This is a genomic window from Brachybacterium equifaecis, assembly GCF_023509525.1.
Classification (GTDB): domain Bacteria; phylum Actinomycetota; class Actinomycetes; order Actinomycetales; family Dermabacteraceae; genus Brachybacterium; species Brachybacterium equifaecis.
Window position 1 is genome coordinate 741,530 of sequence record NZ_JAKNCJ010000001.1, and the last position, 24,026, is coordinate 765,555.

The following is a 24,026-nucleotide window of genomic DNA, read 5'->3' on the forward strand; positions in this document are numbered from 1 at the left end:
CCTCGCCTACCCCTGCACCGCCGCCCTCGCCATCCTTCCGCTACCCCGCCGAAATCCAGCCCAGGAGCCGAGATGGACGCATCTCGACTCCTGACGTGACTCTCAACGAGCATCGACGAGGTAGGGCAGGAGGCTGGTGTGGTGGTGGGCGGGCGCTCGGCGCAGCCCGCCCCGCCCCAACCCCGCCCCCGCTCAGCCGACGGGCACGAACTCGATCGGGCTCACGCTCGAGTAGCGGTCCTCGCGGATCGCGACCACGCCCACGCCGCCGATGAACGGGGCGAGGGCCTGGGGGTTCTTGCCGGGGTTCGCGAGGATGACCTGGAAGCCGAAGTGGCGGAAGGACTCCATCGCGGCGGTGATGAACTTGCCCGCGCCCTTCGAGAACGCTTCATCGATGATGATCGGCGCGTAGCGGGGCACGTCGACGCCGGTGCCGGCGAGCTGGTAGCGCAGGGCGGCAGCCAGGCAGAAGGTGGTGAGGCGCTCGTTCTGACCGCCCGAGAGCGGTCCGCCGGACTCGTGGGCGTGCACCACGACGCCGGTCGCGTCGACCTCCTCGGCGTGGAAGTGCACGTGGCGCCGCACGTCGAGGATCGCGCGGGAGACCTGATCCTCCTGCGTGCGCGCCGCGGAGATCATCTCCATCAGGCGCCGCAGCGACAGGAACCGCTCCTCGGCGAGCTCGCGGTCGCGGGTCATGTCGTGCTCGACCGTCCCGGAGACCGCGGCCTCCAGGGTCGAGCGGAACTCGTCGAGCGCAGCGAGGTGCACCGGGCGCATCGAGAGCTGCAGGTAGCGGCCCGAGTGGAACTCGACCTGGCTGAGCAGCGCGTTGATGCGCTGCAGGCGCTTGCGGATCTCGGCGGGCTCGCGCGCGATGGCGGTGGCGAGCGCCTGGACGTCGCCGAGCGTGTTGCCGGTGAAGAAGTCGAAGAACCGGTCCTCGACCTCGGGGAGCTTCTCCTCCTCGATCCGCCGGAGGATCGCGAGGTGGTCGTCGGCCGCATCCAGAGTCGCGTCGGTGTCGCCGGCCTCGGCGGGCCAGCGCCGCGCGAACTCGCGCATCGCCGTGCGCATGTCCTCCTCGGCGCGCGAGGTGCGGCGGGTGAGATCCACGAGCTCCGCGTCGAGGGTCGCAGCAGCGTCCTTCGTGACCTGGTCGATGTTGGAGAGCACCAGAGCGGGGGCGATCGCCGAGAAGCGATCGGCGAGCTCCTCCTCCACCTCGGGACTGAGCTCCCTCTCGGCGAGCCGTCCGCGCGCGGCCGTGAGTCGCTCTGCAGCCCGATCGGTCTGCTCGGTGAGCTTGCCGGCGGTGCGCACGACCTCCAGCAGCTCCTCGTCGGCGTCGGCGATGGCCTGCTCGACGTCGTCGACCTGACGGGCGAGGTCGGCGAGGGCCTCCGAGCCCGACTCCGCGGCGCGCACCATGTCGCGCAGGTTCGCGATGCGCCGGGCGATCGACGCGGCGTCGATGTCATCCCAGGTCACGGCGCTGAGAGCCTGGAGGGCGAAGAGCCGCTCCCGTCGGCGCTCCGCGTCGGCCTCGACGTCCTTGCGGCGCGCCTGCGCCTCGAACAGGGCCTGCTCGGCGCGGGTGCGCTCCGCTTCGAAGACGCTGCGCTTGCCGCGGTTGTCGAAGCCCAGCACCCACTGCGAGCGGTCGTTGATGGCGCGGTCGGTGTTCTTCTCGTGGCGCGAGGCCGAGTGCTTGATCTGGCCCGAGCGCAGCACGGCGCGCGGCAGGCGCGTGAACTCCTCGAGGCTCTCCGCGCAGGCGTAGTCCATGCGCGCGGCGATCTCGCCGGCGAGCCAGCCGTGGAACTCGCCGTCCTTGACGTCGATCTTCGCGGCGAGGGTGCGCTCGTCGATGCGGCGCACGGGCTGGCGCAGGTCGGTGTCGATGCGGTTGTAGGAGATGCGGCGCCGCAGCTTCGTGCGGTCGATGACCCCGGCGACCTCCCGGTACACGCGCTCGGGCACGAGGATCGAACGGGCGAGCCCGCGCAGCGCCTGCTCGGCCGCGGCCGTCCACTCCTCCTCGCCGTCCTTGACCTGCAGCAGCTCCGCGGCGAAAGGGAGGTCCGACGGGGCGATGCCGACTTCGCGGGCGATCGCGTCGCGGATCGCGACGTCCTCCGAGTGCAGGTTCGAGGCGCGCGAGGTCAGGGAGGCGAGCTCGGCGGTGGTGCGCTGGAGCGTCTCGCGCAGCTCGCGCACGGATGCCTCGGCCTCCCAGCTCTGCTCGCCGGCGCTGCGCTCCTCCTCCTCGAGGGCCGATCGCAGCGACGCGACCTCGCGCTGGGTGGCGAGGAAGAGGTCCTCGCTGACGGGAGTGCGCAGGTCGACGGTCGCGAGCTGCGCGGAGAACTCGGTGGCGCGCTCCTTGCGGCGCTCGCGCTCGACGTCGAGACCGGCGATCTGCTGCTTCCAGTCGTCGATCTCGCCGCCGCCGGCGCGTCGGCGCTGCTCCTTCAGCTGGAGGAGATCCGCGCGGGACTCGGCGAGGTCCTGCACGAGGCGGCGCTGCTGTGCGCCGACGCGGTCGCGCTCCAGGGTGAGCCGCTCCTGCTCGCTCTCGAGCAGGCGCACGAGGTGCTGGGCGGCGAAGACATCGATGTCGCTGCGGCGATCCACGAGCTCCCCGCCGCGCTCGCGCATCGCCTTCCAGGACTCGTGGGCGGTGCGCAGCGTGCGCAGGAGGTCGCGCTGCTCGCGCGCGTTGACGAGGGCGTCGTGCACCTCGGAGAGGTTGTGGAAGTTCGCGAGCGCCTGGTCGGCGAGCTCGAAGGTGCGCGGCTCCTCCAGCATGTAGTCGCGCAGCAGGGCGTTGACGTCGCCCAGCTCCTTGGCGCTTTGGATCTTGTGGAGGAGGCCGAGGGCCTTCTCGTCGGGGATGCCGAGGAGCTGGCAGAACTTCGCGCGGTACTCGCGGAACTGGCGGAAGGTCTCGGTGCCCGGATGCGCGGCCTCCAGCGCCTTGCCCTCGATCTGCGTGGAGACGAACTGGCGCAGATCCGTGACATCCAGCGGCTGCCGTGCGATGACGTACAGGCTCTTCACGTCGGAGTCGGCGCTGTGCCCGGCATGCAGGAGCAGCAGGCGGGTGAGCTGCACCGTGCCCCCCTCGCCGTCGGAGTAGCGCAGGGTGATGACCGAGAGCGTGGACTTCTCGCGCAGCACCTCCTGGCTGAACTCGCCGGTCGCGGCGTCGTAGTGCATGGCCCAGGCGCCGCGCACGTAGCTGGCGACAGTGCGGCGGTACTTCGAGCGCGCGGGCCCGGCGTCCGACGCCGCGGCGTTGAAGTGCAGGGTGCGCGGAGGTGTCAGCAGCGCGCTGATCGCGTCCAGCAGCGTCGACTTGCCGGTGCCGGGGCCGCCGGTGAGGAAGAAACCCTTGGGCGAGATCTCGAGGTCATGGGTGCCGTGGAACGTGCCCCAGTTGCTGACCTGCACGTGCGTGAGGCGCCACTGCCCGGGGTGGGGGTGGTCGGGGTCGGTGCTCACGTGGGCGCCCTCCGGCTGAGCGAGGGGCACGCCGGGCAGATCCAGGCCGCTCTGCGGGGAGTTGTCAGTAGTGGGAGGCACCGCAGAAGTCTACCGAGCGAGCCTCCGGGGATATCTGCGGCCTGCGACCCGCAGAACCTCGCAAATGCGACACATGCCGGATTGCGGCACCAAACGAATGCGACCTGCACACCTCTACCCCCTGAACCCCTAGACAACCCGCCGGTAAGGATGTGACTGGTTGAAATATGCACCTTTCCTCTTCCGGCACCCCCTCCCCCAAGCGCACCCCCGCTTCACGCCGCGCACTGCTGCGCGGCACCGCCTGGGCAGTCCCCACGGCCGCAGTGATGGTCGCCGCCCCCGCCCTAGCGATCTCCCGCACGGACTTCACCCTCGTTCGCACGTCCAACCTCGGCGACACCAACAAGGCCGCGCACACCGACACGCTCGCACTGCGGAACCTCAGCGCGGACCGGCCCACACGCGAGGGCACAGTCACCATCTCTGTCACCCAGACCAGTGGCAGCACGACCAAGCGCGCCACCCCGAGCCTTGGCACGTCGAATGCTGCGACCAAATGGTTCAGTCTGAGCAATCCCACCGTCACCACCGGCACCGATGGATACCGGACCTGGACCTGGACCATCACCATTAAGACCGGATTCCGCCCGAACGACGGCGTCACTTTCAATATGAACTGGCCCGACCGCATCTCTCAGCCCGCCAACTACACGTTCTCCGGGCAAATCCTCGAGGATGCCAACCCTGCGAACAACACGCTGACCTATACGAAGTCCTGATCTCAACGGCAGGGCCGAGACCGATTCGCATCACCGCACTATGCCTGCGATCACGGTCGGATGATCGTGATCCCCGCAGGCGGGGCGTCGCCCATCGCCATCAGGGCGGCTCCGGCTTCTTCGAGGCCGATCGAGGCGGTGACGAGATCCTGCGGGCGCAGCCTTCCGTCGCGGACCATCTCCAGCAGCTCTCCATAGCCGCCTGATGCCATGCCGTGACTGCCCAGAAGCGAGAGCTCCTGGCCGATGATCCGCGGCAGCGCCGTCACCGGCGGCGCGGCGAACAGGCCGATCTGCACGTGGCGGCCGAGCGGAGCGAGGCTCTGCAGCGCCGTCTCGAGGGTCGCTTCGAGACCGAGCGCATCGACGGTGACCGCAGGCCGCTCCCCGGTCGCCGCGATGATGGCGTCGGCCGACGCCTGCGGGTCGAGCCCGGCGGTGAGCACCGCGCGCTCCGCACCGTGGCGCTGCGCGAGCTCGAGCGCGCGCGGGCTGATGTCGACCGCGATCACACGGGCTCCGAGGGCCGCCGCGATCATCACGGCCGACAGGCCGACGCCCCCGCAGCCGATCACTGCGACAAGCTCCCCGGCGTGCAGCTGCGCGCGCTGGCGCAGGCCGCGGAAGGCTGTCGCGAAGCGGCAGCCGAGCGGCACGACCGCTTCCGCCGGAAGGCCCTCGCCGACGCCGACGAGGTTGTGGTCGGCCGCGTGGAGGACGACCTGCTCGGCGAAGGCACCGAAGTGGGTGAACCCGGGCTGCGTCTGGTCGGGGCACACCTGTGATTGACCCGCTTCGCACCACTGGCAGTGCCCGCATCCGCAGACGAACGGGGACGTGACGCGGTCCCCCACCCTCCAGCGAGAGACGCCTTCACCGACCGAGAGGACGCGGCCGACGAGTTCGTGGCCGGGGACGTGCGGGAAGGCGACGGTCGCATCGTGCCCGACGGCGGCATGCCAGTCGGAGCGGCACAGACCGGCGGCTTCCACCTGGAGGACGACCCCTCCGGGCGGGGCTTCCGGGGCGGGGATATCCCGCACCTGCGGGGTCGATCCGGGGACATCGAGGACGAGTGCGCGCATGGGACCAGCGTAGAAGAGACCGCACCTTGAGCCGATCAAGGCCCCTTGACGCAGTTATCCACATTCCCGGGAAGCCCTGTTCCTCCGGTTCTGCGCGGTTTAGAGTTCAGGAATCCCACCCCTGGAGGCCAGCCGTGCGCGCCAAGAATGCCCGACGATTCCTCGCCCCCCTCGCCGCCGCAGCCCTTCTCTGCGGCGCCGCAGCCTGCGGCGACACTGCCGCAACGCCCTCAGCGGCTCCGAGCGCGAGCCCCACTGCAGCTCCAGCTCCCGCAACGAGCGAGGCCCCGCCCGCGACCACGGCCGCACCGACCCCCGCCATCCCCAAGCCCGACCGCGCGGACTACCCGGGTATGGACCAGCACACCGACGACGGAGCCATCCAGGCGTACCGGTACTTCTGGGCGATGACAGTCTGGGCATCGCAGACCGGGAATGTCGACGAGCTGAAGACACTCCATTCGGAGAAGTGCCTGGGGTGCACACAGAATCTGGAATCCATCGAATTCATGCGCAGCCAAGGGCAGTTCTGGGTCGGTGGAGACCTTCAAGAACTGCCTGATCATTCGATCGACAGGTACGACTCTTCCCTCAACGAGGTAGAAGTCGGGTATGACTTCGTACTCGCCAAGAACACCTCACCTCGAGGTGACGGCTCCACCGCAGAGTCGGCGGCAGTCCTGATGTACACCGTCGGCGGGCTGAACTGGGACAACGGTCGATGGATCGTGTCGGACTACGATGTCGAGTCAAAATCCTGGGACGGGCCATGAGCGCCCCAAGATCATTGAAAGCGATTTGCGCCAGCCTTCTAGTCGCGGTAGTCATTTTAACTCCTGCCTCCGCCCACGCCACCCCCAAGGCGGAGGAGAACAATTCGACTTCTGAAGCGACTCCGGACCACTCCGAACTTCCGCGCGGATCTGGGATGAAGGGTAGTTTGGGGAAGCGAAATGTGGGGGTCGCGGCTGAGGCCCGCCTCGAGGAGGCAGAATCGGGCCGATCCGCCACCACTAAAGAAAACGCCGCCACGGCAAAGAGTCACAAAAACAGCTCCTCGTCTCCAGTCAGACCTAGGAGCCTAGCGGCCGAAACAATCCGCAAAATGTTCCAAATAGACCAGCAATACGTGCGCGCATCTCGTCAAGGCTGCGGCTCGACCGACGGCAGCGCTTGGAACTGTTCCGCACCTCGCGGCTCCTGCGAAGCGGCGTCCACAGGCTCGTATCGCGGCGAGGGAGATGCACTCTACGTAGGCGGATGGAAAGCAGCGCAGAATCCAGGGGCAACTGCGGGTCAGACGGTGAAGCGCACTCTCACGCTGGCGGCAACCGGGACCGTCGTAGGCGAGAGCTATTCGTGCGCCCTCCCCGGCCAGCCCGGCAACGCCGCCGCCCCCGACGGAACTCCCATCGTCATCACGGTCACGCAGTCCGACTTCGCATCCCTCCCCGTGCAACCCCTCCCTGCGCACGCAGGCCCGCCGGATGGTTGGCTCCCTGTGAACATGGATCTCGTGCTCTACGCCGAGACTGCGGAGCAGACTCTGCCCACCACGCTGCTCGGCATTCCCGTGGAGGTCAGAGCGATCCCCAGCCAGTACACCTGGGACCTCGGGGACGGCACCACCATCACCACCGACCGCCCCGGACGCCCCTTCCCCGCGCTCGACGTCACCCACACCTACCGCTACGAGGGCTGGTACGACATCACCCTCACCACCACGTTCCGCGGCCAGTTCTCGGTGAACGGCGGCCCCTGGCAGGACATCGACGGCACGATCGACATCGCCTCACCTCCGGTCGAGATCTTCTCGAAGTCGCTGGAATCCCGGCTCGTGAATCCTGACATCCCTGTCGACGAGAGCGCCGACCCCTGGATCCCGCCCCGCACCCCGGATACCGAAGGCCCGCAGGACCCCGACGCTCGCCGCAAGGGCTGAGCGCTTCCGAGACCCCCCGGGGCGGAGCCCTGTGGCCCGGTGCCCCGTCGGCCGGCGCCTCGCGGGGACGCCGCTCAGTTCTCGGCGTCAGCGCTCGGTGCGGACTCGTCCTCGTCGGCCGGAACCTCCGTCGAGCCGCCCTCGATCGCGACCCCCGCCTCGCGGTACAGCTCGATGAACTCGCGGGCCGTGTCGGGACCGATCATCAGACGCAGCACCGGTGAGACCTCGAACGAGTCGCCCTGCTCCTCGAGCAGGCCTGCGCGCTGGAGCTTCGTGATCGAGGCGCGCACCTCCTTGGCGAACCCGGCCTCGTCGGTCGAGGCGGTCCGCCGGTATGCGGCGAGCGCCTGCTGGATCTCCGCCTCGGAGACCACTGCGCGCTGGCCGCGGGAGGACTGCGTGAGCAGCATCTGGCGCAGCACCAGCATCAGCACGGAATCGAGTCGGTTCATGCCCGACAGCCTGCGCAGCAGCTTCGGGGCATCGGGATCGGACTCGCTCTGACGCACGAACGCCACCTGCGCGTCGTCGTCGAGCACCAGCTCGAGGAACAGATCCGCCAGTCGCGCCTCGATCGCGGGCCGGTCGCGCAGGAGCTGGCTGTAGCGGACCGTGTCCTTGCGGCCGTCGAGGAACGGTCCCTGCAGCAGGGCCACCAGCACGCGGCGGGACTCGTCCACGAGACTGCCGAGACTCGAAGCGGTCGGCGCATCGACATCGTCGGAGGCATCACGGGGCGCGGCGGGAGCGAAGGGGTTGGTCACGCCTCCCGAGGGTACCGGCTCCGCGCGCTCCCCAGCCGCCGTTGGCGCCCGCCGCACAGATCTGCTGGGATCGACGGCATGGACCCCCAGCCCCGCGTGCAGATGGATGATCTGACGGTCGAGCGCGTGCTGCGCACGATCGAGGCGATCCCCCGCGGCCGCGTCACGAACTACGGGACGATCGGTGCGATCGCGGGCTGCGGGCCGCGCCTCGTCGGCCGGATCCTCCGCGACTGGGGCTCCAGCGTGCCGTGGTGGCGTGTCGTCTCAGCATCGGGTGAGGTCGCTCCGCCTCTGCGCGCCCGCGCCTTCGCCCTGTGGGAGAAGGAGGGGATTTCGGTCGCGCCGCACGGCCGGGGCTGCAGGATGAGCGACTTCCGGGCCGACGAGGAGCTCCTCGCACGTGACGCCGAAGCGGCCTGGGTCGACCTTCCGAGCCCGCCTCAGTCGACCGGGACGTCGTCCAGGAAGTAGAACGCCGGCACCTTCGCCGCATAGTCGCGGCCGTCGAGCTCGCGCCAGGCGACGATCTCGGTGGAGCCCTCGCGCTGCTGCGCGTACTGGGTGGCGAGGAACATCAGTCCGATGACGCTCGCGAGGCCCTGCGTCGCCGGTTCCTCGCGCAGCACATCGCCGATCGAGGCCTGCCCGCCGCGACCGCGCACCCTGTTGACCGATCCGGTCAGGCCGATCACGTCGATGTCGTTGACGCGCACGAGGTTCTCGAGCACCTCGACGCTGAGCGTCGTCGCATCGTGCACCTCAGCCTCTGCGGGTGCGCCGGGGTCGGTGGGATCCTTCAGCTGGTGCTGGGCGACCGAGCTCATCCGCACACGCGCGAGGTCGAGCTCGAGGGGGAACGGCGAGCGCGCGCGCACCTCGTCCTTCTGCGCGAGCGCGATGCCCTGCGCCTCGGCGAGCAGGTCCATGAGCACACGGTGCTGGCGGAAGTCCTGGGAGCGCACGAACCGCGCGAGCGAGCGGTACAGCTCGGTCTTGACGTCGAGGACCTCCTGCGCCGGCTCGTACAGGTCGCTGAAGACGTTCGCGAGGCGCTCGCGCTCCTCCCGGCCGAGCGCGCGCGTGAAGTCCCGCTCCAGCAGACGGTCGATGACGTCCTGCGCCATCGCAGTCTGCGCCGGATCGTTGAGCAGGCGGAAGAACTGCGTGAAAGTGCGGCCGACGGTCGACTGGCCGAGCAGGTCGTCCCCCGCGAGGAGCTGCTCGAGGATCTCGCCGCGCGAGGCGTCGGGCGAGAGGATCTGCTCGCGCAGGTGGAGGTCGACGGCGCGCAGGTCCTCGCGGTACTGGAGGAAGTCGCCGGAGAGCTCGGAGGCGATCTGGAGAATGTCCCGCAGGCGGTCGGCCGACGCGGCAGGCGCCGGCAGCATCAGCTCGCCCTCGGAGAGGTCGGCGATCTCCCGCTCGATCTCGGCGCGTCGGCGCTGCAGGTCGCGCAGGCGGATATCGCGGTCGGTCTCCGTCTCCTGCGCGAGGCGGTCGAACTGCTGCAGCACGAGCTGCAGCCTGGACTGGGTCGTCGTCGGCCGATGCTCTTCCAGAGAGGCGATGAACTGGACCGCGTCGATCGTCGCCGGGGACGGCTCGAAGGTGGTCTCCAGGCGCTGCTGATCGTCGCGGCGCGTCAGGTAGCCCTCGCGCACCCACGTCTCGACGTACTCGGCAGCAGTCCGGGCGGTTCGGGACTGGCCCTCGTCCAGCAGCAGATGCAGGTGCGTCTCCACCCGTGCCACCAGCTCGCTGCGGGGCAGGCGCCGACCCCCTGCGGGGAAGACCGCCTGCAGGATCGCGAGGACCGCCGGGGCCTTCGTGGCCGACAGCAGCCGCCAGGTGCTGAGGCGCCGCAGCTGCTCGTAGGCGTCCTTGCGGGCGGCGACAGCCCCGGCAGCGCTGCCGACGGGCCGGCTGTCGCGGCCGCTGGCAGAGTCAGGGATCGGCGCGGAGGTCACGGCCGACGAGTCTATCCGGGCCTGCCTGCTGCGGTCCCGCGATAGCGTGAGGGCAACGTTTCCCACGACCAGAGAGCGATCCCATGAGCAGCCCCAACGAGTCCTCCGACCCGAACGCCCGCCCCGACGCAGAGGGAACCTTCTCCTCGGACCTGCCGGAGGTGAAGGAGTTCGGGCAGCAGCACGCCGAGCCCTCCGCCCTGCCCTCGTACGAGCAGGCCCAGCAGAGTCCCGCTCCCTCGAGCGCCCCGCAGTACGGAGCGTCGCAGCAGTACGGAGACTCATCGTCTGCGCCGTCCACGGCACCGCAGTACGGCTCCGCCCCCCAGTTCGACTCACCCTCGACCGAGTCCTCTTCGGCATCGCAGTACGGCTCCGCGCCGCAGTACGGCTCGGCCCAGCCGTACGGTGCCTCGCAGCCCTCCGGCCCCTCCTCCGCACAGCCCTTCGGTGCCGCTCCGGCCCCGGGCGCTGGACCCTACGGCGGTGCGGGCACCGCTGCACCGCAGCGTCCGCAGACCAGCGCCAAGACTGTGCGCACCCTCGGCACCGCGCTCCTAGGCCTGTCGATCGCTCTGCTCCTGGTGCGCCTGGCGCTGTCCCTGACGGCGATCCTCGGCGCCGCGACACTGGCTGCCAACCAGTACGAGAGCACGGAGCTCGACGCCGGGATGATCGGGGTGGGCCTCTCCGGCCTCGTGTTCGGACTGACGAACATCGTGCTGTCGATCGCGGCGTTCGTGGTCTCGATCATCGCGATCGTGAAGAGCACCGGTCGTGCCCGCGTCGGGGCGATCATCGTGCTGGTCAGCCTGGTCGTCTCGCTGGTGGGCGGCGCCATCATCAGCTTCGTCACCGGGATCGTGCTCGGCGCCGCGGGGATGACGGATCTCGCCGGCAACCTCACTGCAGATGCTTTCCGCATCAGCGGCGTCGTCGATGCGATCAAGGTGCTGGTGTTCGTCGGCGTGATGATCTACGGGGCGTGGATGGTGCGCAAGAGCGCGAACACCGCCGCCTCCTGAGCTTCCCGCACGAGAGCGAGCTGGGCATGCGACGGAGCAGGGAACGCGAGCTCGCCGCGTGGGAGACTCGCACTGGAGTCGTCCTGCTGGTCGCGGGCATCCTGCTGGCTCTGCTCGGCATCACGGCCCCGCTCCTGCAGGTCCTCGGCGCTGTGGCGCTAGGCGAGGGTGGGATCGCGCCCTCGACCTGGGAGGGGCTGCAGCGGGCGGCCTCTGCGATGGCGTGGGTGGCCGAGAGACTCGTGATGATCGTGGCGGTGCTCTCGGCCGCGCTCGCCCGGCGCCTGTGGGGTCGCGGACGAACGGGTGCCCTCGTCGCGCTCGGAGCCGTCGCCCTGCATGCGGTGGCCTTCGTCGCGCAATGGCAGCTGGGACGCGGCCTCTCCATCGGCCGCAGCGGTCCGGTCGAGGACTCCGACTGGGCGATCCTCGCGGTCCTGCAGTTCATCGCGGTCTTCGATCCGATCGTCCTGGCGGCGGGCACGATCGTGGGTGCGGCTCTCATCATGCAGTGGGTGCGGGGCCTCCCGCGATCCCAGCCCACGTCGGAGCTCCCGGCGGACTTCCTCGAGGTCGAGGGGCAGGGCTGAGGAGCTCGTAAGCGGAGGGGGCAGGGGCGCGCACATGCCCCTGCCCCCTCCGCTTGTCGTCAGCGGCCTACCGCACCTCGCCGTAGTACGCGCCGGTGCGCTCCTCGCGCAGGGCGTCGAAGTCGCCCGCGATGAGCGAAGCCCGGATCTCATCGACCAGGCGCACCACGAAGCGCTCGTTGTGGATCGTGCACAGCGTCGCCGACAGCATCTCCTTCGCGCGGAAGAGATGGTGGATGTACGCGGCGGTGTAGTGCGTGCAGGTGTAGCAGTCGCAGGTCTCGTCGATCGGCGCGAACTGGCGCTTGTAGCGGGAGCCGGTGAGGTTCACTCGGCCGCTGCGCGTGTAGACGGCGCTGTTGCGCGCCACGCGCGAGGGCGAGACGCAGTCGAAGGTGTCGGCCCCGGCGGCGACCGCGGTGAAGAGGTCGTCGACCTCGCTGATCCCCAGCAGATGGCGCGGCTTCTGGTCCGGCAGCTCCTCGGTCACCCAGCCCACGATCGTGCCGAGGTTCTCCTTCTCGAGCGCCCCGCCGATCCCGAACCCGTCGAACTCCCAGCCCTCGACGCTCATCGCGCCGAGATCGCGGGAAGCCTTGCGGCGCAGATCCTCGTACTGGGCGCCCTGGATGACGCCCCACAGCTGCTGGTACGGCTTCGCGCTGCGCTCTGCGGTGAGGCGCGCATGCTCGGCGAGGCAACGCTCCGCCCACAGCCGTGTGCGCTCGAGCGCGCGCTCCTGGTAGGGGCGGGAGTTCATCAGCGTGGTGAGCTCGTCGAAGGCGAACATGATGTCGGCGCCGAGCCCGTGCTGGATCTGCAGCGACACCTCCGGCGTGAAGCGGTGGATGTCGCCGTTGATGAAGGAGCGGAAGGTGACGCCGTCGTCGTCGACGTGCGCGAGGCGCTCCTTGCCGTCGGCCACGGCGTCGTCCTCGCCGGTGGAGGTGCGGGCGGTCGCGCCGCCGGCGAACTCGCTCGAGAGCACCTTCTTGAAGCCCGCCCCGAGGCTCATCACCTGGAAGCCGCCGGAATCGGTGTACGTCGGGCCGGGCCAGTTCATGAATGCGCCGAGGCCCCCCGCCTCGTCCACCAGGTCGTGGCCGGGCTGGAGGTACAGGTGGTACGCGTTCGCGAGGAGCGCCTGCGCGCCGAGATCGGCCATCGTCTCGGGCAGCACGGCCTTGACGGTGGCCTTCGTGCCGACGGGGATGAACGCGGGGGTCGCGATCTCGCCGTGCGGCGTGGTGATCACGCCCGCGCGGGCCTTCTCGCCGTGGCGGGCGGTGATCTCGAATCCCGCCTGGGAGCGCGGATCAGCAGGAGTCGCCTCGGGCGCGGAATCGGACTGGGGGCGGGGAGCTTCGGGGGGCGTCGGCACGGATGACAGTCTGGCATGCGCCCTCCAGTAGCATGCAGTTCGCTCTCCCCGTCCCCTCCGCAGGAGGCGCTCCCATCGACCAGCCCCCGAGCTCGGACACCGCACCCCGCCACGGGCGGCGTCGCGGCGCTCCGCGGAGCCCGGAGGCGGAGCTCGCGGCGAACGGCGTCATCCTCCCCGCTCCTGCCGACGAGGGTACAGGCGGCTCCAGCCCGGGCGCTGCGCCTGCGACCGCCACCGCGCCGGAATCTGCACCGACATCGACAGCGACAGCGCCGCACACCGCGACCCCCGCGCCCCGTCCTCGCGGGCGTCGGCGCGCTCTCCCCGCCGCCGAGGTCGAGCCCGCCGAGACAGCGGCGCCCCAGGATCCGCCGGCAGCTGCCCCCGCGGAACTGACATCGGAACCCGGCCTCGACCCATGGGTCCAGGACCCTGCGCCGCCGGCCCCCGCCGCAGAGGCCGACCCCTGGCTCGAGGAAGCCCCCGACGACGCCCAGGAAGATCCCGCCGCGCCCGCGCCCGCGCTCGCGCCTGCTGCCGACGGCGCCGTCGATCCCGCTCCGGAGTCCCCCACCCCTGCACCGGCTCCCGCCCGCTTCCGCACCGAGCTGCATGGGCTGCGAGCGGTCGCGATCGGCATGGTCGTGGCCTATCACGTCTGGTTCAACCGGGTCTCCGGCGGGGTGGACGTCTTCCTGCTGATCAGCGCGTTCCTGCTGACGGGGTCGTTCCTGCGCCGCATGGAGCGGGCCCAGCCGCTGCGCGTGCCGCAGTACTGGCTGCGCGCGTTCTCGCGGCTGGTGCCCCCGGCAGCGGTTGTCATCGCTCTGACCACGATCGCCGGGCTCACCATCCTGCCTGCCTCCCGCGCCCGCAGTCTCCTCGACGAAGCGATCGCATCCGCGCTCTACGCGCAGAACTGGCTCCTCGCCGCCCGCAGCGTCGACTACTACGCCCCCGATCACTCCCTCGCGAGCCCCCTGCAGCACTTCTGGTCTCTCGCGATCCAGGGCCAGGTGTTCCTGCTGTGGCCGCTCCTGCTCCTGCTCGCCGCCCTCATCGTCCGCGTCACGAGGCTCCGCCCGGCGGCGGTGGTCGCCGCGATCTTCGGGGTGATCGCGATCGCCTCCTTCACCTATGCGCAGCTGCGCCTGCCGATCTCCCAGGCCTTCACCTACTTCGACACCGGCGCCCGGCTGTGGGAGTTCGCTCTTGGCTCCCTGCTCGCGTGCGCTCTGCCCCTGCTCGAGCGTCGACGTGCCGAAGGCCCCTCCGCTGCGCGCGCGCTCCTCTCCTGGACCGGGCTCGCCGCGATGCTCGCCTGCGGCTGGGTGGTCGACGTCGCCGGCGCCTTCCCCGGGGCGATCGCGCTGTGGCCGCTGCTCGCCGCCTGCCTGGTGCTCGCGGCGGGACGCTCCGGGACGCGCTGGGGCGCCGACGCGCTGCTGTCCGCTGCGCCCGTGCAGCGCCTCGGCGGGATCTCCTATGCGCTGTATCTCGTGCACTGGCCGCTGCTGGTGATCGCGCTGCACCTCACCGGCCGCTCCCATGCAGGAGCCCTCCTCGGCTCCAGCGTCGTGCTCGCCTCGCTCCTGCTGGCGTGGGGGCTGACCCGGTGGGTCGACTCCCCTGTCCGACGCTCGCCCTGGATCGCGGCCAAATGGCGGCGGGGCGCCGGGGTGATCGCGCTGAGCTGGGCGCTGGTAATCGGCATCGCGCTCGGCGGCAGCGCAGTGCTGGACCGGCAGGTGCGAGAGGCTGCGCCTCCAGCGGCGACCGTCGACCCGTATCCGGGCGCGGCCTCGCTCCTCCCTTCGGCGGGCCCCGTCCCCGCCGGGGTCTCGCCGATCCCGGCGCTGAGCGAGATCCGCGGCGACATGGTCGACTGGGCCGGCGACTGCCCCGAGTCGATGCCCGGACTCGTCGGCGACTTGCGCGAATACTGCACCGTCGTGCCGACGGGTGCGCCCTCGGACGCGCCTCTCGTGATCATCGCGGGCAATTCCCACGCTCTGCAGGCGCAGCCGATGATCCAGGAGGTCGCCCGCGAGCAGGGCTGGCGCCTGATCAGCGTGGCGCGGCCGCAGTGCTCATTCGGCGAAGCCACCGGGAGCGAATGGTGCGCCGAGTACAGCAGGGAGGTGGTCGCGCTCCTCCAGCAGAACGACACCGCCGCGCTCATCACCTACGCGACGACTGCGGGCATCCCCGGCGCCGCCGGGGAGCAGTCGGCCGACGGCTTCTCGGTCCTCGCAGCACAGGTCCTGGACTCGGGGATCCCCATCCTCGGGATGCGCGACGTGCCGCGGCTGGAGATGGACTTCGTGGACTGCGTGGAGAGCGGAACCGACTGCACCTCACCGGTCTCCGCCTCCCTCGCTCCAGAGGATCTCTCTGCGCAGATCGCCGAGGCGCTCGCAGCGCGCCCCGATGCGGCACCCGGTTCCGCGAGCATCACCGCAGTCGATCTCACAGCCTCGCTGTGCCCTGGAGGGACGTGCGTGCCCGTGGTCGGGAACGTCTACACCTACGTGGACGACAACCACATGACGGCGGCCTACGCGCGCACCATGGCGCCCGCGCTCCAGCAGTCGCTGGACTCAGCCAGGTTCCGTCCGCGCACGGCCGCTCCCGCCGTCTCCCCCGCTCCCGGCGCCCCGGACCCTTCGGACCAGGGCGGCGCCTCGGATCAAGGCGGCGCCTCGGATCAGGGCGCCGGCTGACGCCCAGCGCCCTTTCCTGCTGCTCGGGCTGCGCCAGTCAGTGCTGTGTCAGTCGGTGCTGGGCAGGGCCGACATCCGACGGCCGAGCACCAGGTACGCGGCGCGGCGCTGGAGCGCGAGGATCTGCGCTCGCACGTCGCCCAGGCGCACGTCGGCCGCGGAGATCGTCTCCGGGGCGAGAGCGCGCGCGAGCCGGTGGAACTCCGCGGCCTCCTTCGCCTGGCTGCGCATGAGGCGCACCGACCACTGCGAGGTGCTCACGCGGAACGAGGCCAAGGAGCGGCGCAGCGCGACCATGTCGCCCTGCACCAGCACGTGCGCGTACGAGCCGGCGTCGATGTAGTAGGCGAGGTCCTGCCACCAGCCGGCCTTCTCGAGCGCGTCGCGGCGCATCAGCACGCACGCCGGCTCCCCGAAGAGGTTGCCGCCCGAGCGGACGGTCGCCCGCAGCGCCTTCGCGCCGGGGACCACTCCGTCGAGCCTGCCGAGCCCCCGGGCCTTCACGAACACCTCGCCGCGAGCGTCGATCAGGTCGCGCTGCGAGGCGACCAGGACGGCCCGCTCCCCCGCCGCATCCATGGCGCCCACCTGCTCCTCGAGCATCGTGGGATGGATGAGGTCGTCCCCGCACACGAGCTTGATGAGCTCCCCGGTCGCGAGCTGCGAGACCCGGTTCCAGTTGCGGCGCGCACCGCCGCCCGCCTCGGTGCGCTCGAGGCGCACGCGGGGATCGTCGGCGAACTTCTGCATAGCCTCCCAGGTGCCGTCGCTCGAGGCGTGGTCGGAGACGATCAGCTCGAAGTCCTGGAACGTCTGGTCGAGGATCGAGCGCAGCGTCTGCTCGATGACGTCGCCGTTGTTGTAGGCGGGGACGACGACGGACACACGGGGATTCATGGACGAGGCTCCTTGGGGTCGGTCGGTCCACCCTATGCAACCAGTCGGCGCTGTGCAGTGCGCATATATAGTGGCGGGCGTGACCGAAGCCCCCGCCTCCCCGACTCCGCACCGCATCTCGGTGGTCATCCCGGTCTATCAGGGCGAGAAGACTCTTCCCGCCCTGATGCAGGAGATCGCTGTGCTCACGGAGCCCTTCACGACGAAGGGCGGCGCGCAGGCGCAGGTCACCGAGGTGTTCCTGGTCCACGACCACGGCCCCGACCGCTCGGCCGCGACCATTCGCGCCCTCACTTCCGAGCATGATTTCGTGCGTCCGGTATGGCTGAGCCGGAACTTCGGACAGCACCCGGCCACCCTCGCAGGCATGGCGTCCTCGGGGGGCGATTGGATCGTCACTCTCGATGAGGACGGCCAGCACGATCCCGCCGACATGGGGAACCTGCTCGACGCAGCCCTCGCGCAGCAGGCCGACGTCGTCTATGCGAAGGCCACCAACGCGCCTCCGCACAGCGCGTTCCGCAACCTCACCTCGAAGGGCGCGAAGAAGGTCATCGAAGGCCTCTCGGGCGGAACGGACTCTTCCCTCTACCAGAGCTACCGGCTGGTGCTCGGGGAGATCGGCCGCTCGGTCGCGGCCTACGCCGGGCCCAACGTCTACCTCGATGTGGCCCTCGGCTGGGTCACCAACAGGATTGCGACGGCGCCGGTGACTCTGCGCGACGAGGGCGAGCGCCGCTCGGGCTACTCCCTGCGCAGGCTCCTCTCCCACTTCTGGCGCATGGTCATCTCGAGCGGCACCCGCAGCCTGCGCGCAGTGAGCGCGCTCGGCGCCCTGTTCGGCGTCGTCGGTGTCGCCGTCGGCATCTATTTCGCATTCGCCAAGCTGCTGGGGGGAGACGTCCCTGAGGGGTGGACCTCGCAGATCGTCGTCCTGCTCCTGGGCTTCGGTGCCACGCTGTTCGCGCTCGGAGTGATCGCCGAGTACGTCGGCGTCGCGGTGAACATGGCCATGGGCAAGCCGCTGTATCTGATCGTCTCGGATCCCGCGCAGGGGCCGCTCGGACGCGTTCCCGCAGCCCCCGCCCGCTCGGCCGGGCCCGCCCCTGCGGTCGCGCACGCAGCCGCACGCAGCCATGAGGCGGAGCCGCAGACACGCACGGCCGACAGCTCAGCCAGGCCCCGGTGACCTCCCCCATCCCCGTTCTCGTCATCGGCGCGCGGGGGCTCCTGGGGTCCGCCGTCGTCCGCCGCGGGCGCATGCGCGGGCTCGACATCCGCGCTGCTCGAGTGCGCTGGTCCGACGCCTCCCTGGCCGCCGAGGATCTGCTGGCGGCCGTCGTGCGGACGGCTTCGCGCAGCGCCGATGGGCCATGGAGCATCCTCTGGTGCGCGGGCGCCGGGGTCACCTCCTCCACTCAGGAAGACTTCGACGCCGAGATCGCGGTGATGCACGCTTTCGTGGACGCCGTGAGCTCAGGCCCTGCCGAGGCGCTGTCCCGGTGCACGCTCTTCTTCGCGTCCTCAGCCGGAGCCCTCTACGCCGGTGCCGCTGAGCCCCCGTTCACCGAGGACCACACTCCGAACCCCCTGGCACCCTACGGCCGGGCGAAGCTGCGCGCAGAGGCTGCGTTCTCCCGGCTCGCCGAGCACGGAGTGCGAGTCGTGCTCGGGCGCATCTCGAACCTGTACGGTCCCGGGCAGAACCTCGCGAAGCCGCAGGGACTCATCTCCCAGCTGTGCCTGGCGCACCACCGCTCGAAGCCCAGCAGCATCTACGTCTCCCTCGACACGCTGCGCGACTACATCTACGTCGACGACTGCGCGGACCTGGTGCTGGACCTCGTGGACCGCGCGAGCGCCCTCCCGCCCGGCTCGCCGCCCGTGGCCAAGATCCTCGGATCGCAGGCCGCAGTCTCGATCGCGGAGATCCTCGGGATGCTGCGCATGATCCACAAGCGCAAGCCCCAGGCGATCCTGGCAGCCTCTCCCCTGGGCAGGGCGCAGGCCCGCGACCTCAGGTTCCGCTCGGTGGTGTGGCCCGAGCTGGATGCGCGCACCCTCACTCCGATGCCGGTGGGCATCGCGGCGACCAGCGCGGACATCGGCCGCTCCGTGCGCCTGCACGGAACCTCCCGCCCCGACTGATCAGACCCTGCGGCCCCGCTTCCGCACGCTGAGAGCGACGAGCGCGAGCGAGGAGAGCAGGGAGAGCGCGAGCGCACCCATCTCGATCTCCCACCCGGGCGGGCGGAACGTCACGGTGACGACGCTCCCAGAGGAGTCCGCGGGGACGTCGACCGTCAGGAGATAGTCGCGAAGGGGCTTCCCGACCTCCCCGCCGCTGACCCGGTATCCGGGCCAATCCAGGCGGCTGAGCACGATGCGACCGCCCTCGGCGGGGACGCCGTCGACGCGCATCGTCACTTCGTTCGTGCTCTGGGAGAGCACCTCCACGTCCATGCCGGGAGTCCACCAGGTGGGCCCCCCGACCGGCGCGGTGGTCTCGTCGCGCACCCACGTCACGGAGATGGAGTCCCGATCGGCCACGCTCCAGCCCGCCGGCGGCTCGAGGCGCTCGATGCGGGCGAGCGACATCTCCTGATTCTCGAGGATCTGGATCGTGTCGAGGCTGAAGAGGTCTGCGCGCACCGCGCCGGTGGTCTCGTCGGGCGCGAAGAGGCGGTTGATGAGATCCCCGCAGGTGGCACCGTAGTAGGGAGACTGGCACTGGTCCGCGTTGAAGGCGTCGTAGCCGGTGGGGGAATAGGCGTTCATCGTGGGGACGCCGGAGAGGTACCAGGTGGAGCCCCAGAGGGTCTCTCCCCACGTGTCCTCGCCCTCCTCCTGGAGCCACTGGGGATCGCCCACGGTGACCATCTCGCCGCCGCTCGTCGTCACCACGCCCTGGTAGTCCTCGAGCGCGGTGGGGAAGCCTCCGGTGCCGAAGTGCGAAGCCTCGGGGACGTACGCCCGGATCTGCAGGGCGCTGGTGAACGCCGTGGCTCCGATCAGGGCGAGCACCACCCAGCGGCTGCGCGGGAAGCGCGAGGCGAGCACGCCGAACCCGACGAGCATCACCGCGCAGAGGACCCCCCAGAAGATCTGCACCTTCCAGGTGGCGAGCACCGCGCTGTAGCTCAGCCAGAACGAGAGCAGCGTCGCGACCACCAGGAGCGGCAGCTTCCGGCGCACGCGAGTCCAGTCCACTCCTCGCGAGAGCACCACGGCGGTGATGACGAGCAGCAGGAGGGCGATCCACGGCATCGAGCGGATCGGGAAGCGCAGCGGCCCCAGATCCGAGGGCCCGATCGCGAGCGCCATCACGATCCCGAGTGTCACGAACGCGCCGAGCAGACGCGGCACGACGGCAGCCATGCGCCGGCCGGATGCCAGGAGGAGCAGCGGCAGGAACCACGCGATGTAGGTGTACGGCACGTTGGGGTAGCGACCCCACCAGCCGGTGAGGTCCGCGCGGCCCGACGGCGCGGTGGAGACAGCGAGCCCGTTGAGGGTGAGCGTCATGGTGCCGGTGTTCTTCACGGTGTCCTCGCGCACGGTGACGTCGGAGGTCAGCAGTCCCGGCAGGTACACCGTCACGGCCATCAGCCCCATCGGCACGCCGAAGGCGATGAGCCGTCCGAAAGCGCCCCACTGCCGGCGCACGAGAGCCTCCACGCCGAGGCCCAGGAACATCGCGATCAGCATGAGCGTGCCCTGAATGTATCCCACGGTCACGAGCAGCAGTCCTGCCGCAAGGCCGATCACCGCACCGCGCGAGCGGTACATGAACCGCCTCGCGGACCACATCACCCACGGGAAGTACGCCCACACCTCGAGATTCGTGACCCACGCGGTCGCATCGAGGTAGAGCGTCCAGCCCGCGACGGGAGCGCTCATCGCAGCGAGCACCGCATAGCCGGGGCGCACCCCGTAGGAGCGGGTCAGGAAGTAGGTGCCGATGCCCGCGAGAAGCAGGAACGCGAGCTTCACGATCGCGGCGAGCACCGGGGGGTGCGGGACGACGGTCGCGGCCAGGGAGATCAGCCAGACCACCGGGTTGTACAGGCCCCACTGGCCCTCGGCGATGTGATTGCCCGCCATCCAGGCGTCCAGGGACAGCATCGGCCAATGCCCGGCCCGCAGCTCCTGGCCGAGCTCGTACCACTGGCCGTAGGCGCCGCCGGCAGTGTCATCGATGAAGTAGAAGGTGCGGCTCCAGAGCAGGGGCAGCAGGGTCAGGCCCATCACGAGCACGGCGGTGAGCAGCACGGGGACCAGATCGCGGCGCCCGAGCTCCTGGACGCCGGCGACCGCGCTGCTGCGCCCGCTGACGGCCCGAGTCCGCAGCGCGGCAGGAGTCCGGGAGGCTCGGCTCGACCCCGAGCGGGCGGGGGTGCTGCTGGTCGGCATGGTCGGATCGCATCCTTCGGCGTGGGACCGGGGCCGCGGGAGGCGGCGATGTGTCGCCCAACTCTATGTCTCCGCCCCCATCGCGCCGCGGAGGCGCAGAGGCGCGCTCCTCACACCGACAGCGGCCGCTACCATGATCGTTTCACGGCGGAGCACCGGCGACACCGACCCTTGCGCCTGCAGCGTGAAACACGCCTACGGAGATTTCAATATCTCGCCACTGCGGCGCACGATGTAGCTCGAGGAGCAGCTCGGAGTGGGTCGTCCGTCGACAAGCAGAATTCAAACGAGAGTGATGCACGATGACCGCTGAGATTCCTGGTGCACCCGTGACGACCGAGGAGAATGCGCGGCCCAGGATCAGTTCCTTCGGGCGCCGACTCCTGCTGCTCTCGAGCGTCGGCGCCGCGATCAGCAACCTCGGGATCATCCTGCTGGTCGCCCAGGTGCTCGATGTCGAGGACAACAAGGAGTTCCTGGTGTTCTGGGCTCTCCTGTTCGGGCTGTTCGGCGTCCAGTCCGGGATCCAGAACGAAGGCACCCGCGCGACCACCCGGCCCTCTGCGCGCGGAGCGCGCGTTCTCGCGGGCGGCGCAGCCTGGGGGGTGGCCTTCGCCGTGCTCATCGCCGCGACCTCCCCGCTGTGGGCCTCGCACATGCTGCCGCGCTCCGCGAGCAGCGCCGTGATCGTCCTCGTGATCACCGCGCTCCTCTATCCGATCTACATCACCGTGCTCGGCGCTCTCGGCGGCCGCGGCCACTGGGAATGGTTCGGCTCGACCTTGCTGGTGGAGGTCGGTGTGCGCGTCGCGCTCGTGTTCCTCGCGGCCGGGATCGGCGCGAGCCTCGGCGGGTTCGAGGCAGCGAGCGCAGCCGCGGTGCTCACCCTCGGCGCGATCCTGCTCATCGGCCGGGTGCCCCGCCGCGCGCTCCTCAGCCGAGCCGACGTCCCGCTGCCGCGGCTGCTGCGCCACCAGGCGCTGGCCATGCTCTCCACCGCCTGCACCGCCGTGCTCATCAACGGCTACCCGGCCCTGGTCTCGGTGACGAACCCCCAGGGGTCGCTGGGTCTGCCGCCCGAGCAGTCCGCTGCGCTGATGGGCGCGTGCATGCTCGCGGTGTCCTTCACGCGCGCACCGATCATGATGCCGCTGACGGTGTTCGTGGGGGTGGCGATCAGCGCGTTCGTCGGCCATCGAGGGAGCATCTGGTCCGCAGTGCGCAAGCCCTTCCTGCTCCTGCTCGCGGTAGGGCTGTTCGGCGGCGCGGCCGCCTGGCCGATCGGCCCCTGGTTCATGCGGCTCGTGAAGCCCGAGTACGACCTGCCGGGGTGGTACTTCGCCGCGCTCACCGCGTCCAGCGTGCTCATGGCATGGCTCATGATCCTCGGTGCGATCGCGCTGGCCACGAATCGCCATCTGCTCTACGTGATCGGATGGGGCGCCGCTTCTGCGGTCGGGGCCATGTGCCTGCTGCTGCCCCTGCACCTGACGGTGACGACGACGCTGTCCGTCTCCGCCGGACCGGCCGCAGGCATCCTCATCCTCTTCGCTGCGCTGCAGCGCCGCCAGCGCGTTCAGGAGCACGCGGACGTCGCGTCCGCGTCCTGAGGCGAGAGGGCGCGTCCCCGCGGGGACGCGCCCTCTTCTGCCCGGTGCGACGCCTCAGGGGCGCACGGGCTCGGGGTCGATCACCTGCTCGGTCCCGAGGCTGCTGATGGAGCGGCTCTCGAGAGCGTCCAGGCGGCGCTCATGCCTCTCGACCACGAGGCGCGCGATGGCTGCTTCCTCCGCGAGCACGCGCGCCTCGTCCTCCCGGCGCGAGAGCTCCATCGACAGATGGAGCGTCACGCCCAGCAGCAGCACGATCGCCAGCAGGAAGAGCAGGTTCGAGGCCACTTCGAAGCCCAGCACGCGCGCGGCGCCGTCGAGGAGACCGGGGAACACGGCGAGCACCACGACGGCGAGGCCGATCAGCACCCACAGCGCCGCGTACTTCTCCCGCAGCGCTCCGCCGCGCAGCAGGCGCAGCACCAGCAGGACGACGAGGACAGCGACCGCTCCGATGAACAGGAGGTTGGGGACCGAGCTGGGGTGCATCACACTCTCTCTTCCGGCGTCACCTTGCGCCGCGTCATCGCCATTCCGAGCGCGAAGAACGAGCGCATCAGGTACACGGCGGCCTTCCAAGGATTGTTGGAGGGCGTCCCGGCCTGGCGGGGGCGCATCTCCACGGGGACCTGCGTGACCGTCAGGCCGGAGCGGACAGCGACCACGAGCGAATCGATCGTGTCACCGAGGTACTCGGCCGGGTAGTGCTCGCAGTACTGCGCGATGACGGTGCGGTTGCCCGCGCGGAACCCGCTGGTGACGTCCGTGAGACGAGTGCGCGCGATCCGTGAGATGACGGCGGCGAGCACGATCATCGCCCAGCGCCTGGGCCCCTTCGCCTCGTAGTTGCCGCGGTCGGCGAAGCGGGCACCGATCGAGATGTCGGCCCGCTCGAGGCCCTCGAGGACCTCGAGGATGTTCTTGGGGTCGTGCTGACCGTCGGCATCGACCTGGATCACCCGCTGGTACTGGAAGCGGCGGGCGTACTTGAAGCCGGCGCGCATAGCTCCGCCCACGCCCAGGTTGTAGGGCAGGCGGAGCACGCGGGCCCCCGCCGACTCGGCGATCGCGGCGGTGGCGTCGGTGGACCCGTCATCGACGACGAGCACATCGGCCTGCGGCATCGCCGGGATCAGCTCCTCCAGGGTGCCGCCGATCACGGACTCCTCGTTCCACGCGGGCATGATGATCAGGAAGCGATCGGGAGCCGCGACGAACGGGGAAGGTGCACTCATGCGCGCCATCCTAATCGGCCGCTCACCTCCGACCGGTGCGCGCCGGGCCGGGCATGCTCCCCCGCCCCGCGG

At 70.3% G+C, this 24,026-nt stretch carries 19 protein-coding genes; 10 read left to right on the top strand and 9 right to left on the bottom strand.

Annotation, left to right across the window (positions count from 1 at the left end; all coding sequences use genetic code 11):
* Positions 1–192: 192 nt before the first annotated feature.
* A complete protein-coding gene (locus tag Bequi_RS03435; RefSeq protein WP_249736545.1) occupies positions 193–3,591 on the bottom strand; it encodes an ATP-binding protein in 3,399 nt (1,132 codons plus the stop codon).
* Between the two features lie 167 nt (positions 3,592–3,758).
* Here Bequi_RS03435 and Bequi_RS03440 point away from each other — a divergent pair, with 167 nt between their 5' ends.
* Positions 3,759–4,313 carry a hypothetical protein gene (locus Bequi_RS03440; RefSeq protein WP_249736546.1) on the top strand — a complete coding sequence of 185 codons (555 nt, stop codon included), beginning with the start codon at positions 3,759–3,761 and terminating at the stop codon, positions 4,311–4,313.
* Between the two features lie 50 nt (positions 4,314–4,363).
* Here the strand turns inward: Bequi_RS03440 and Bequi_RS03445 are convergent, their stop codons facing one another.
* On the bottom strand, positions 4,364–5,398 hold the full coding sequence (locus Bequi_RS03445) for an alcohol dehydrogenase catalytic domain-containing protein (protein ID WP_249736547.1): 1,035 nt from the start codon (positions 5,396–5,398) through the stop codon (positions 4,364–4,366).
* Between the two features lie 134 nt (positions 5,399–5,532).
* On the opposite strand from Bequi_RS03445, the gene Bequi_RS03450 reads away from it, so the two are divergent.
* Together Bequi_RS03450 and Bequi_RS03455 are read left to right on the top strand one after the other, a co-directional pair.
* Positions 5,533–6,171 (top strand): DUF6318 family protein, encoded by a 639-nt coding sequence (locus tag Bequi_RS03450; RefSeq protein ID WP_249736548.1) that lies wholly within the window; start codon positions 5,533–5,535, stop codon positions 6,169–6,171.
* A 530-nt stretch (positions 6,172–6,701) separates the two neighbouring features.
* Positions 6,702–7,340, top strand: a complete 639-nt coding sequence (locus Bequi_RS03455; RefSeq protein ID WP_249736549.1) for a PKD domain-containing protein — start codon at positions 6,702–6,704, stop codon at positions 7,338–7,340.
* Between the two features lie 74 nt (positions 7,341–7,414).
* Here Bequi_RS03455 and Bequi_RS03460 read toward each other — a convergent pair whose 3' ends face one another.
* The gene (locus tag Bequi_RS03460) at positions 7,415–8,107 is read right to left on the bottom strand and encodes a DUF4194 domain-containing protein (protein WP_249736550.1); all 693 of its coding nucleotides are present in this window, start codon (positions 8,105–8,107) and stop codon (positions 7,415–7,417) included.
* Between the two features lie 78 nt (positions 8,108–8,185).
* On the opposite strand from Bequi_RS03460, the gene Bequi_RS03465 reads away from it, so the two are divergent.
* Positions 8,186–8,581, top strand: coding sequence for an MGMT family protein (locus Bequi_RS03465; protein ID WP_249736551.1), 396 nt, complete (start codon positions 8,186–8,188; stop codon positions 8,579–8,581).
* On the opposite strand, the gene Bequi_RS03470 is transcribed toward Bequi_RS03465, so the two are convergent.
* Complete coding sequence (locus Bequi_RS03470) at positions 8,551–9,975, bottom strand: DUF3375 domain-containing protein (RefSeq protein WP_283774673.1); 1,425 nt, start codon at positions 9,973–9,975, stop codon at positions 8,551–8,553. The genes Bequi_RS03465 and Bequi_RS03470 overlap by 31 nt on opposite strands.
* A gap of 185 nt (positions 9,976–10,160) precedes the next feature.
* Here Bequi_RS03470 and Bequi_RS03475 point away from each other — a divergent pair, with 185 nt between their 5' ends.
* Positions 10,161–11,102: a hypothetical protein gene (locus Bequi_RS03475; protein WP_249736553.1), complete on the top strand. Its 942-nt coding sequence runs from the start codon at positions 10,161–10,163 to the stop codon at positions 11,100–11,102.
* 26 nt (positions 11,103–11,128) lie between these two features.
* Complete coding sequence (locus tag Bequi_RS03480; protein ID WP_249736554.1) at positions 11,129–11,692, top strand: hypothetical protein; 564 nt, start codon at positions 11,129–11,131, stop codon at positions 11,690–11,692.
* Positions 11,693–11,759: 67 nt separating this feature from the next.
* On the opposite strand, the gene tgt is transcribed toward Bequi_RS03480, so the two are convergent.
* Positions 11,760–13,073 (bottom strand): tRNA guanosine(34) transglycosylase Tgt, encoded by a 1,314-nt coding sequence (gene tgt, locus Bequi_RS03485; RefSeq protein ID WP_430623084.1) that lies wholly within the window; start codon positions 13,071–13,073, stop codon positions 11,760–11,762.
* A gap of 32 nt (positions 13,074–13,105) precedes the next feature.
* Here tgt and Bequi_RS03490 point away from each other — a divergent pair, with 32 nt between their 5' ends.
* A complete protein-coding gene (locus Bequi_RS03490; RefSeq protein ID WP_249736555.1) occupies positions 13,106–15,799 on the top strand; it encodes an acyltransferase family protein in 2,694 nt (897 codons plus the stop codon).
* Between the two features lie 48 nt (positions 15,800–15,847).
* Here Bequi_RS03490 and Bequi_RS03495 read toward each other — a convergent pair whose 3' ends face one another.
* Positions 15,848–16,696, bottom strand: coding sequence for a glycosyltransferase family 2 protein (locus Bequi_RS03495; RefSeq protein WP_249736556.1), 849 nt, complete (start codon positions 16,694–16,696; stop codon positions 15,848–15,850).
* A 79-nt stretch (positions 16,697–16,775) separates the two neighbouring features.
* Here Bequi_RS03495 and Bequi_RS03500 point away from each other — a divergent pair, with 79 nt between their 5' ends.
* Both Bequi_RS03500 and Bequi_RS03505 read left to right on the top strand, forming a co-directional pair.
* Positions 16,776–17,885: a glycosyltransferase gene (locus Bequi_RS03500; protein ID WP_249736557.1), complete on the top strand. Its 1,110-nt coding sequence runs from the start codon at positions 16,776–16,778 to the stop codon at positions 17,883–17,885.
* Positions 17,882–18,844, top strand: coding sequence for an NAD-dependent epimerase/dehydratase family protein (locus tag Bequi_RS03505; protein WP_249736558.1), 963 nt, complete (start codon positions 17,882–17,884; stop codon positions 18,842–18,844). Before Bequi_RS03500 ends, Bequi_RS03505 begins: the two co-directional genes overlap by 4 nt.
* Here Bequi_RS03505 and Bequi_RS03510 read toward each other — a convergent pair whose 3' ends face one another.
* Positions 18,845–21,109 (bottom strand): hypothetical protein, encoded by a 2,265-nt coding sequence (locus tag Bequi_RS03510; RefSeq protein WP_249736559.1) that lies wholly within the window; start codon positions 21,107–21,109, stop codon positions 18,845–18,847.
* 302 nt (positions 21,110–21,411) lie between these two features.
* On the opposite strand from Bequi_RS03510, the gene Bequi_RS03515 reads away from it, so the two are divergent.
* The gene (locus Bequi_RS03515) at positions 21,412–22,719 is read left to right on the top strand and encodes a hypothetical protein (RefSeq protein ID WP_249736560.1); all 1,308 of its coding nucleotides are present in this window, start codon (positions 21,412–21,414) and stop codon (positions 22,717–22,719) included.
* Positions 22,720–22,773: 54 nt separating this feature from the next.
* Here the strand turns inward: Bequi_RS03515 and Bequi_RS03520 are convergent, their stop codons facing one another.
* A complete protein-coding gene (locus Bequi_RS03520; protein ID WP_249736561.1) occupies positions 22,774–23,208 on the bottom strand; it encodes a DUF2304 domain-containing protein in 435 nt (144 codons plus the stop codon).
* The gene (locus Bequi_RS03525) at positions 23,208–23,954 is read right to left on the bottom strand and encodes a glycosyltransferase family 2 protein (RefSeq protein WP_249736562.1); all 747 of its coding nucleotides are present in this window, start codon (positions 23,952–23,954) and stop codon (positions 23,208–23,210) included. Before Bequi_RS03525 ends, Bequi_RS03520 begins: the two co-directional genes overlap by 1 nt.
* Positions 23,955–24,026: the final 72 nt, after the last annotated feature.

What these genes read in the sequence shown, in the direction of transcription:
- Bequi_RS03445 (WP_249736547.1), bottom strand. Translation starts at nt 5,398, where the DNA reads ATGCGCGCACTCGTCCTCGATGTCCCCGGATCGACCCCGCAGGTGCGG.
- Bequi_RS03515 (WP_249736560.1), top strand. Translation starts at nt 21,412, where the DNA reads ATGACCGCTGAGATTCCTGGTGCACCCGTGACGACCGAGGAGAATGCG.
- Bequi_RS03525 (WP_249736562.1), bottom strand. Translation starts at nt 23,954, where the DNA reads ATGAGTGCACCTTCCCCGTTCGTCGCGGCTCCCGATCGCTTCCTGATC.
- Bequi_RS03520 (WP_249736561.1), bottom strand. Translation starts at nt 23,208, where the DNA reads ATGCACCCCAGCTCGGTCCCCAACCTCCTGTTCATCGGAGCGGTCGCT.
- Bequi_RS03510 (WP_249736559.1), bottom strand. Translation starts at nt 21,109, where the DNA reads ATGCCGACCAGCAGCACCCCCGCCCGCTCGGGGTCGAGCCGAGCCTCC.
- Bequi_RS03440 (WP_249736546.1), top strand. Translation starts at nt 3,759, where the DNA reads ATGCACCTTTCCTCTTCCGGCACCCCCTCCCCCAAGCGCACCCCCGCT.
- Bequi_RS03465 (WP_249736551.1), top strand. Translation starts at nt 8,186, where the DNA reads ATGGACCCCCAGCCCCGCGTGCAGATGGATGATCTGACGGTCGAGCGC.
- Bequi_RS03490 (WP_249736555.1), top strand. Translation starts at nt 13,106, where the DNA reads ATGCAGTTCGCTCTCCCCGTCCCCTCCGCAGGAGGCGCTCCCATCGAC.
- Bequi_RS03495 (WP_249736556.1), bottom strand. Translation starts at nt 16,696, where the DNA reads ATGAATCCCCGTGTGTCCGTCGTCGTCCCCGCCTACAACAACGGCGAC.
- Bequi_RS03475 (WP_249736553.1), top strand. Translation starts at nt 10,161, where the DNA reads ATGAGCAGCCCCAACGAGTCCTCCGACCCGAACGCCCGCCCCGACGCA.
- Bequi_RS03480 (WP_249736554.1), top strand. Translation starts at nt 11,129, where the DNA reads ATGCGACGGAGCAGGGAACGCGAGCTCGCCGCGTGGGAGACTCGCACT.